Source organism: Microcoleus sp. BROC3, assembly GCF_036702515.1.
GTDB lineage: Bacteria > Cyanobacteriota > Cyanobacteriia > Cyanobacteriales > Microcoleaceae > Microcoleus.
The window spans coordinates 86,908-96,092 of record NZ_JAUBTQ010000030.1 but is presented as its reverse complement, the minus strand read 5'-3'; the positions used below and the strand labels follow the sequence as shown (position 1 = coordinate 96,092).

General features: G+C 46.7%; 8 protein-coding genes and 1 pseudogene. All 9 read left to right on the top strand.

What is annotated here, in order from left to right; translation table 11 throughout:
• A pseudogene (locus QUB30_RS19905) lies at positions 1-362 on the top strand (ATP-binding cassette domain-containing protein); the annotation flags it as partial.
• Positions 363-411: 49 nt separating this feature from the next.
• Positions 412-1,203: an ABC transporter permease gene (locus QUB30_RS19900; protein WP_333336685.1), complete on the top strand. Its 792-nt coding sequence runs from the start codon at positions 412-414 to the stop codon at positions 1,201-1,203.
• A 172-nt stretch (positions 1,204-1,375) separates the two neighbouring features.
• Positions 1,376-2,278, top strand: coding sequence for an Rpn family recombination-promoting nuclease/putative transposase (locus QUB30_RS19895; protein WP_333336683.1), 903 nt, complete (start codon positions 1,376-1,378; stop codon positions 2,276-2,278).
• Positions 2,279-2,322: 44 nt separating this feature from the next.
• Positions 2,323-4,467 (top strand): Gldg family protein, encoded by a 2,145-nt coding sequence (locus tag QUB30_RS19890; RefSeq protein WP_333336681.1) that lies wholly within the window; start codon positions 2,323-2,325, stop codon positions 4,465-4,467.
• A 163-nt stretch (positions 4,468-4,630) separates the two neighbouring features.
• Positions 4,631-5,296, top strand: a complete 666-nt coding sequence (locus QUB30_RS19885; protein WP_333336679.1) for a DUF4340 domain-containing protein — start codon at positions 4,631-4,633, stop codon at positions 5,294-5,296.
• A 255-nt stretch (positions 5,297-5,551) separates the two neighbouring features.
• Entirely contained in the window at positions 5,552-6,682 is a 1,131-nt protein-coding gene (locus tag QUB30_RS19880; RefSeq protein WP_333336677.1) for an ABC transporter ATP-binding protein, read from the top strand.
• A complete protein-coding gene (locus QUB30_RS19875; protein WP_333336696.1) occupies positions 6,655-6,867 on the top strand; it encodes a hypothetical protein in 213 nt (70 codons plus the stop codon). The genes QUB30_RS19880 and QUB30_RS19875 overlap by 28 nt, the downstream gene beginning before the upstream one ends.
• 16 nt (positions 6,868-6,883) lie before the next feature.
• Complete coding sequence (locus QUB30_RS19870) at positions 6,884-8,014, top strand: spermidine/putrescine ABC transporter substrate-binding protein (protein ID WP_333336675.1); 1,131 nt, start codon at positions 6,884-6,886, stop codon at positions 8,012-8,014.
• 154 nt (positions 8,015-8,168) lie between these two features.
• Positions 8,169-9,080: an ABC transporter permease gene (locus tag QUB30_RS19865; RefSeq protein WP_333336673.1), complete on the top strand. Its 912-nt coding sequence runs from the start codon at positions 8,169-8,171 to the stop codon at positions 9,078-9,080.
• The last annotated feature ends 105 nt before the right edge of the window (positions 9,081-9,185 follow it).

Genomic DNA, 9,185 nt, shown 5'->3' with positions numbered 1-9,185 from the left:
CTTCTCAACCAGAACCGGTTGTCGAAAATCTCGAAGTTTCAGAAACACCAAAGTCGAGCCAACCTTCTCAACCAGAACCGGTTGTCGAAAATCTCGAAGTTTTAGAAACACCAAAGTCGAACCAACCTTCTCAACCAGAACCGGTTGTCGAAAATCTCGAAGTTTCAGAAACACCAAAGTCGAGCCAACCTTCTCAACCAGAATCCGAACCAGTTGTCAAAAATCGGCCAATTAAAAAAAAGCCACAACCGAGTAGCGATTCTCGACCAGAACAGCCACCTGCTACCAAAAAGCGACAAATAGAAAGAAAAAAACAGGATAGCGACGGCAGCGAAAAACCACCCACAGGCGACTCAGAATGAACCAATTACCAATGACCAATTACCCCTTCCCAATTCCTAAAGGTTAGTAATGATTAGTAATATTATCGCCATTTACCGCAAAGAACTACAAAGCTATTTTGCATCGCCATTAGCCTATGCCATCGCAGCAGTCTTTTGGCTAATCACCGGCTACTTTTTAATAGCCATCCTCCTCGCCCCCGACGGGTTAATTCCCCAAATCGGCCAGCGAGACCAAATGGGAATTACCGAACCTCCCATCGACGTTGCTTACGAATTCCTGCAACTCTTCCTGCGAATCATGGGTTCCCTTTCCTTGTTCGTACTACCCGCACTTTCAATGGGACTTTACGCAGAAGAACGCAAACGTGGCACCTTAGAACTATTAGCCACATCGCCCTTAACAAACTGGGCAGTTGCTACCGGCAAACTCCTGGGAGTTTTAACATTTTATACCACAATGTTGCTGCCCCTGCTGTTCTGCGAGGCGATCGCCCTCAGTTCCTCAACCCCACCCGTACCCCCCGGAGTTCTTCTCCTAGGACACGCCGGCTTAATCTTACTAGCAGCAGGAGTATTGTCCCTCGGAATGTTTATTTCCTCCCTCACCGACAGCACAATTTTATCCGCCATCCTCACCTTCACTCTAGTATTATTTCTCTGGGTGATCGATGCAGTCGCCGTCAGTATCGGTGGCCCCTTCGGCACAGCATTAGGACATTTGTCGCTCTTAACAAATTACACCAATCTTGTCAAGGGAGTTTTCGATACCAGCAGTTTAATTATGTTTGCCAGTTACATCATTTTAGGAGTATTTCTGACCGCCCAATCCATCGATGCGCTGCGATATCAGCGTTCCTAAAAGCATCAGGGAAGGCTTCGGGGAATAAAGAGGAAAGAGTGGGAAAGTAGGAGCTTTGGAGAGTTGCACCTTAAAGTAAACACCACCAATTCCCAATCCCCAATTCCCAATTCCCCATTCCCAGTTCCCAATTCCCAATTAATGTTAGTTATTCCACTAATTACTTGAAAGAATGAGATTTATCAATCCAAAAATCGACTTTGCGTTCAAAAAAATATTCGGTTCCAGCGACAGCAAAGACATCCTGATTAATTTTTTAAACGCCATCCTTTATGAAGCACAGCCGGTCATCGAAGACTTAGAAATAATCGACTCCCAACCAGAACCTCCAACTCTGGCAACCCAAGACACACATCTAGATGTCAAAGCCACAATTAACGGCGGCAGAATCGCTCTAGTTGAAATTCAACTGATCAACGTGCCTTCCTTTGGAAACAGAGTTTTGTACAATGCTGCCAAAAGCTACAGCCAGCAATTAACAGGTAAAGAACGCTACGAAAGACTAAAAACAGTAATTTCATTGAAAATTGCCGACTTTGAAATGTTTGAAAATCAGCCGGAATTTATGTCAAAGTTTGTTTTTCAAGAAAAAGAGCAACAGTTTGAGTGTCCAGATACTGAAATAGAATTAGTATTTATCGAACTGCCCAAATTTAGCAAGGAATTAGCAGAATTAGAAACAGCCGCCGATCAATGGATTTACTTTCTAGAAAATACCAGCACTCTGGAGACAGTACCAGAAACATTGAGGGCAGTTCCAGAAATTCAGAAAGCTTTTAGCATTGCCAGCGAGGAAAACTTCACTCAGGAAGAATTAAATGAATTGCAGAAGCAAGAACTGTGGATTCAAGACCAGCAGATTGCCATAGATGTAGCAAGAGAACAGGTGACAAAAGCTGCTCAACTCTCGTTAATATTGCGTCAGCTAGTGAAGCGCTTAGGCACAATACAACCGGAAACTGAAAACTGCATCCGTGAATTAGGGGTAGAGGAATTAGAAGCACTAGGAGATGCCGTGCTGGATTTCAACCATCAGTCAGATTTAACAGCATGGTTGCAGGCTAATGCGATATAGAATAACATCCTCGAAGCGGAATTTTCTCACTCAATATTTACATTATGAAAATTAGCAAAAAAAATTGGAAATATGTTTTTTTGCTGGGCCCCCTCCTCATCGCAGCGGGGGTAACAGCAGCACTTGTATCTGGAGTATGGGACCCCCTGACAGTCGGTTTAGTTATTGCCGGAGCAGTGACGATCGCACTTTGGCTGCTATATTTGAGTTACGAACAAAGCTTTTGGGGCCAGCGTTCCACTCAAGCCAGCACCAACGCCCTGATTGCTACCCTCGCCGTCTTTGTGATTCTCGGAGTAATTAACTTCATAGCCGTTCGCTATCCCGTCCGCATCGACTTAACCGAAAGCCAACAATTTACCCTGGCCCCGCAGACTCAACAAATACTGCGAAACCTGCAACAAACAGTCAAAGTTTGGGTATTTGACCCCATCCAAAACCCCCAAATTAAAGAATTGCTGCAAAGCTACAAACGCGAGGGAGGCGACAAGTTCCAATTCGAGTTTGTTGACCCGCAGGCCCAACCTGGAAAAGCGCGGGAATTTAGCATTACCAGCATCGGAGAAGTTTACCTGCAATCCGGCGACAAAAAACAGGTACTGCAAAAAGGTGGCACTGCTTTTGGTAGCGACCCAAATCAAGGTCTTTCAGAGATAAAACTTACCAATGGCTTAGAAGAAATCCTGAGCACTCGCGTTGCTACAGTTTACTTTTTGCAAGGCAAAGGAGCCCGCCCGCTACAGGAAGGTCAAGGCGGAATTCAGCAAGCTGAAAAAGCTCTGAAAGATAAATACTACAACGCCCAAACACTGAATTTGACCGAACGCAAAGAAGTGCCAGAAGATGCAGATGCTTTAATCGTTCCCGGGCCGGACAAACCGTTTTCCGATACAGAAATTAAAGCACTAAGAGCTTATCTCGATCGCGGCGGCAGTTTATTGTTAATGGTAGACCCGGCAATTGATACGGGATTAGACAAATTGCTGCAAGAATGGGGCGTCAAACTAGACACCCGTTTGGCCATCGATGCTTCGGGCACTGGTCAAAGATTTGGCCTGGGCCCTACGGTTCCCACAGTCAGGCGCTACGGCGAACATCCGATTACTCAAAGTTTTGGCAACGGTATTTCATTTTATCCATTTGCGCGTGCTTTGGAAACCTCGCCAGTAGAAGGGATAGAGGAAAAACCGCTGATTTGGACGAGTCAGGAAAGTTGGGCGGAAAGCGATTTGACGACTAAGAAATTGGAGTTCGATCAAAAGACCGATCGACAAGGCCCGCTATTATTAGGTGTAGCTTTAGTTCGATCGTCCACTGACAGCACTCCCTTAAAGCCCTCACCTTCACCCACACCCACTTCGCCCTCGCCTTCACCCCAAGCATCACCGACAACTTCGCCCTCGCCTTCACCCCAAGCATCACCGACAGATTCACCATCGCCGACAACTTCGCCATCGCCGACAACTTCACCATCGCCGACAGATTCACCATCGCCAACAACTTCGCCATCGCCAACAACTTCGCCATCGCCAACAACTTCGCCATCGCCAACAACTTCACCATCGCCGACAACTTCCCCATCACCGACAACTTCACCATCACCGACAACTTCACCATCGCCGACAACTTCACCATCACCGACAACTTCGCCATCGCCAACAACTTCGCCATCGCCGACAACTTCACCATCACCGACAACTTCACCATCACCGACAACTTCACCAACAGCTTCCCCAATCAGCTATTCGGTGATTGTCTCGCAAGAAGCTACGCCTCCAGCATTACCGACGACTTCGCCAACACCCACAGCATTTCCCACAGAATCTCCCACAGCATATCCAGAAAGTTCGCCAACACCGACAGCATCTCCCACAGCATCTCCCAGTCCAAAGTCAACTCCTTCTGCGCCTTCAACTCCTAGAAAAACATCGCGAATGGTAGTAATTGGCACATCTCAATTTGTGACTAACGGTTGGTTTGACCAACAACTCAATAGCGACGTGTTTCTCAATTCAGTCAGTTGGTTGAGTAAACCAGACCAGCAAAGCTTTTCTATCAGTCCGAAAAAAGCTACCAACCGCCGTATTAACATGACGACCATCCAAGTAGGATTGCTGGTGTTAGCTTGGCTAATGTGGCCTTTACTCGGACTGGGAATTGGCGGCGCTATCTGGTGGAAGAGAAGATAAGTTAGTTGACAGTTAACTGTTAACTGTTGACAGTTGACAGTTGACAGTTGTCATTTGTTAATCCTTTGCTGTGGCTAATAACAAATAACCAATAACATTAATCAACAGTCAACAGTCAACAGTTAACAGTTAACAATGCCCAATGCCCCATGCCCAATGTCCAATGCCCAATGCCCAATTCGCTGTTACTATGAAATTGCAGAAAAATACATTAGTATTGATAGCCGTCGCGTTGAGCATGACTGGGTTGGTTGCTTTGTTCGAGATGCAAGTGTCTCCGAAAGAGGAAGCCGCTAAGGAAGAAAAACAGAAAATTTTTGCTTTTAACTCCGATCGCGTACAATTCTTTACAGTCAAAACTCCCGAAAAAATATTGACGTTTGAGCGAGTTTATGCTACAAAAGGAGGCAAGTCTAGCTGGGAAATGAAATTGCCAGTGCAAGCACACGCGAGTCAGGCATCGGTGGATTTTTTGCTAGACAGGCTGGCAACAGGAAAGAGCGATCGCACGATTAATATTACTGCTGCTCAACTGCCCGAATTCGGTCTCGACCAACCCCAAGCTACAGTCACAGTAAAACTGGACAACCAGGAAACTCACCGCCTAGTTTTAGGCAAAACAGACTTTAGCGGCCGCTTCTTGTACGCTCAAGCCAATCCGCCGGAAGCGCCCCCTCAAAATTCCGCCCAAAATTTGCCCGTGCTGCTAGTGCCTTTTGACTTTAAAAATGCCGTCCAGCGACCTTTGTCAGAGTGGAAAAAAGCAGAAGCACCCAAAACAGAGAAACCGCAAAAACCCTCTCCCACGCCAAGTCCTGAGAACAAATAGATGCCCAGTCGCTCTGAGATGTTGCACCATTCTCAATAAGGATTTTACGAACAGGCAAGATGCCTGTTCCACAAGAACATTTACTCTTTGTGGAACAGGCATCTTGCCTGTTGCTGACAATGGTGCGCTCTGGGATAGAATTTAAATAACAAATCCCAAAACCTGTTACATCCAACATTCCTCACCTAAAATACAGAAAAGTCTAAACTTAAACTGTATTTAAGTGGCGTGTATTACCCCCAGGAAAGGGCGAATATGTTTCAGACAGCACTCAACCAAGGTACGACAGCAACGGATACAGCGCTTGACGTTGAACTCCGCAAGGTCTTTAAGGTATTTAACGGCGAAACCGCAGTCCGTGGAGTTGACCTCAACATCCGCCAAGGAGAATTTTTTAGCATCCTCGGGCCTAGCGGCTGCGGCAAGACTACGACGCTGCGCTTAATCGCTGGGTTCGAGACTCCCTCGGCGGGCGAATTGATGATTCGCGGCCAGTCGATGACCAACACTCCAGCTTACCGCCGTCCGGTAAATACTGTGTTTCAAAGCTACGCTTTGTTCGGACACATGAATGTCTGGGACAATATCGCTTTTGGATTGCGGATAAAAAAACTGGGGAAAGCGGAAATTGAAGAACGGGTACGGGAAGTTTTGCAATTGGTGAAAATGGAATCTTTCGCCAACAGGTTTCCCGGTCAAATGTCGGGTGGCCAGCAGCAGCGGGTGGCTTTGGCGAGAGCTCTGGTAAATCGACCGGCGGTTCTGCTGCTGGACGAACCTCTGGGTGCTCTGGATTTGAAGTTGCGGAAGCAGATGCAGTTGGAACTGTCGAATTTGCATCAAGAATTGGGTTTGACTTTTGTGATGGTGACTCACGACCAAGAAGAGGCGATGAGTCTGTCTGACCGGATTGCGGTGATGCACGAGGGGAGGATTGAGCAAATTGGCTCTCCTGAAGAAATTTATGAGTGTCCGCAGACGGCATTTGTGGCGGATTTTATTGGGGATACGAATTTGTTTTCTGGTACGGTGGAATCGATCGACCGATCGACTATCACAGTTCGCACATCAGCCAATCTGAAAATAGTCGTTCAGCAGTCGGATATGTGGAATGGTGTCACAGGCGACTCTGTTGTAGTCAGCGTTCGGCCGGAAAAAGTATATTTGAATCTCTACCAGCCGGAAGTGTCGATTAACTGTTTTGAAGGACGGCTCAAAAATACTATGTACATGGGCACGCACGTTCATTACGTGGTTGAGTTGTCGTCGGGCGATAAAATTACGGTGCGCCAGCCAAATACCGGCGGTTCTTTCCCAGACCCGCACACGCCGATTTACGCTTACTGGGGAACTACTGATTGTCTGGCTTTGACCGATCGAGCATAATTGGGAAACGAAGGAAGAAGGAAGAAGGAAGAAGGAAGAAGGAAGAAGGAAAAAGGAAGAAGGAAGAAGGAAGAGGGGAAGAATGGGAGAATTTCCCCCTTACCAATTATTCCTTATTACAAATTCTCAAATCTAAAATCGAATTTCCCAATCCCCAATTCCCCAATCTAAAATCTAAAATCTAAAATCTAAAATCGAACTGTGCCTCCGACTAACTTACCAATTTCCAGGATTTTTCCGGCTAATTCTACACGCCGTCAGTTCCTAAAAAATTCGGCGGCGACAATTTCCGGGTTAGCTGTTTCGAGTTGTGGCTGGCGACTTGCAGACGTACAATCTGCTCCTCCCGTCAAAGGTGCGGCAGACAAACTTTTCATCTATACTTGGGCAGGCTATACCGATAACGCTTTGCTCGATCGCTTTGCCGAAAAAACCGGCATTCGCGTAGTGGCCGATGTGTTTAGCTCCAACGAAGAGATGCTGGCGAGAGTTCAAGCCGGTGGGGCCCGCGCCTACAGCATCATTTACCCGTCTGACTACATGGTGGTTCAGATGACGGAACTCGGGCTGTTGAGCCCATTAGACCACTCAAGTTTGGGCGGGCTCGATCGGCTCAAAAAACAGTTCCAAAGCCCTGTCTATGACCCAGGAAACCGCTACAGCGTGCCTTTGAGTTGGGGAACCACAGGCCTGATTTACAACACCGAACTACTCAAAGAAGCTCCTGAAGATTGGAACTATTTGTGGGAGCACAAACAGGAGTTAGCAAGGCGAATGACGCTGGCGAGTGATGTTCGAGAAGTCATGGGCGCTGCGTTGCGGATGCTGGGCTATTCTCTGAATTCTACGAACCAAGAGCAAGTGAAAAAAGCTTACGAAAAGTTGGTGGAACTCAAACCGGCGATCGCATCTTTTACTACTGATGCTTGGCGGCCGCAAATGCTGACGGGGGATTTGAAGGTAGCTATGTGTTATTCTTCGGATGCTAATGAAGTAATTTCAGATAACGATAAATTAAAGTATGTCGTCCCCAAAAGCGGTTCTTCTCTTTGGACTGACACTTTAGTAATTCCTAAAGGTTCTCCCAATCCCGACGCAGCTTATAAATGGATTAACTTTTTGCTGCAAGCCGATGTCGCAGCTTCTTTAGTAGAGCGGCTCAGTTTTTCAACTCCTTCGGAAGATGCTTTTAGTTTGTTGACGCCGGAAGTCCGCGAAAACGAGATTCTTTTCCCTTCGGAAGCGGTTTTGAAAAAGTGCGAAGGTGTGGCTCCGGTAGGGAAATTTATGGAAGTGTACGATCGCTATTGGACTCAATTAACCAGCGGCTAATCATCAAACCTAGGGCGGATTTTACACGCAATCTCTAATTATAACCCAATATTTACACAAACTCGCCCCCGCACAGCCGATCGCCCACTCTATCCGTATTAGATCCGCGTTAATCCGCATTCATCAGCGGTTAAAAACTCAAAAAAATTGATTTATGGCTGTTTCTACCAAAACTCCCCCTCCTATTCCTCCCAATCCTTCCTTGAAGGCTGAAACTGTTCCCCCGTGGTCGTCGTGGGCTGGGCCGCTGGCATTGCTCGGCCCTTCTGGCTTGTTGCTGGCTCTATTATTAGTAATACCAACTCTGGTAATTTTTCAGCTTAGTTTAGTACCCAATATTAAGCCTGGAGATTTGGTGAATCCTTCGGGAATCGGCAATTACCTGCGAGTGTTCGAGCCTCTGAATTTGCAGGTGATGGGTCGATCGCTCTTTTTCGCAACGGGGACTACTATTCTGTGTTTGCTGCTGGGATTTCCCGTCGCTTACTGGATCGCCCTCAATGTCTCGAAAAAGTGGCGGAATTTAACTTTGTTAGGGTTTGTGTTGCCGCTGTGGACTTCTTCGCTGTTGCGATCGTATGCTTGGATTACAATTCTGCGTCCTACGGGGGTTCTCAACTCGCTGCTGGCACTTGTAGGCATTCCTCCTCTGGAATTGCTCAATCAAAGTTCCGCAGTTTTAATCGGCATGGCTTACAGTTATTTGCCTTATATCGTGACAATTCTCTACGCTTCTTTGGAAAAGTTAGACCGCAGGTTGCTAGAAGCATCTCAGGATTTGGGCGCGAATCCCGTGGAAACTTTCTGGAAAGTGACAGTACCTCAGACGATGCCGGGAATTGCTGCGGGTTCTTTGCTAGTATTTATTAGCTGTTTAGGCGATTTTGTCGATCCCGAGTTGCTCGGTGGAGCTTCCAGCATGACGGCGGCTCGTTTGATTTACAATCAGTTTTTGGGGGCAACTCAAAATTGGGGGCTGGGTTCGGCTCTGAGTATGGTATTAATCTTTGCAGTGAGTATCGGAATTGCCCTTTTGCTCAAATATGGCGATCGTAATGCAATTTAGGATGTTGAAGGAAGAAGGAAGAGGGAATAAGAAAGAGGGCATAAGAAAGAAAACAATTCTAATTTTTACGATTGCTAATTCCAAATTACCAATTCTCAATTCCCC

Excerpts from the sequence above, each read along its gene's own strand:
- QUB30_RS19895 (WP_333336683.1), top strand. The coding sequence starts at position 1,376 with ATGAGATTTATCAATCCAAAAATCGACTTTGCGTTCAAAAAAATATTC.
- QUB30_RS19880 (WP_333336677.1), top strand. The coding sequence starts at position 5,552 with ATGTTTCAGACAGCACTCAACCAAGGTACGACAGCAACGGATACAGCG.
- QUB30_RS19885 (WP_333336679.1), top strand. The coding sequence starts at position 4,631 with ATGCCCAATGCCCAATTCGCTGTTACTATGAAATTGCAGAAAAATACA.
- QUB30_RS19890 (WP_333336681.1), top strand. The coding sequence starts at position 2,323 with ATGAAAATTAGCAAAAAAAATTGGAAATATGTTTTTTTGCTGGGCCCC.
- QUB30_RS19900 (WP_333336685.1), top strand. The coding sequence starts at position 412 with ATGATTAGTAATATTATCGCCATTTACCGCAAAGAACTACAAAGCTAT.
- QUB30_RS19865 (WP_333336673.1), top strand. The coding sequence starts at position 8,169 with ATGGCTGTTTCTACCAAAACTCCCCCTCCTATTCCTCCCAATCCTTCC.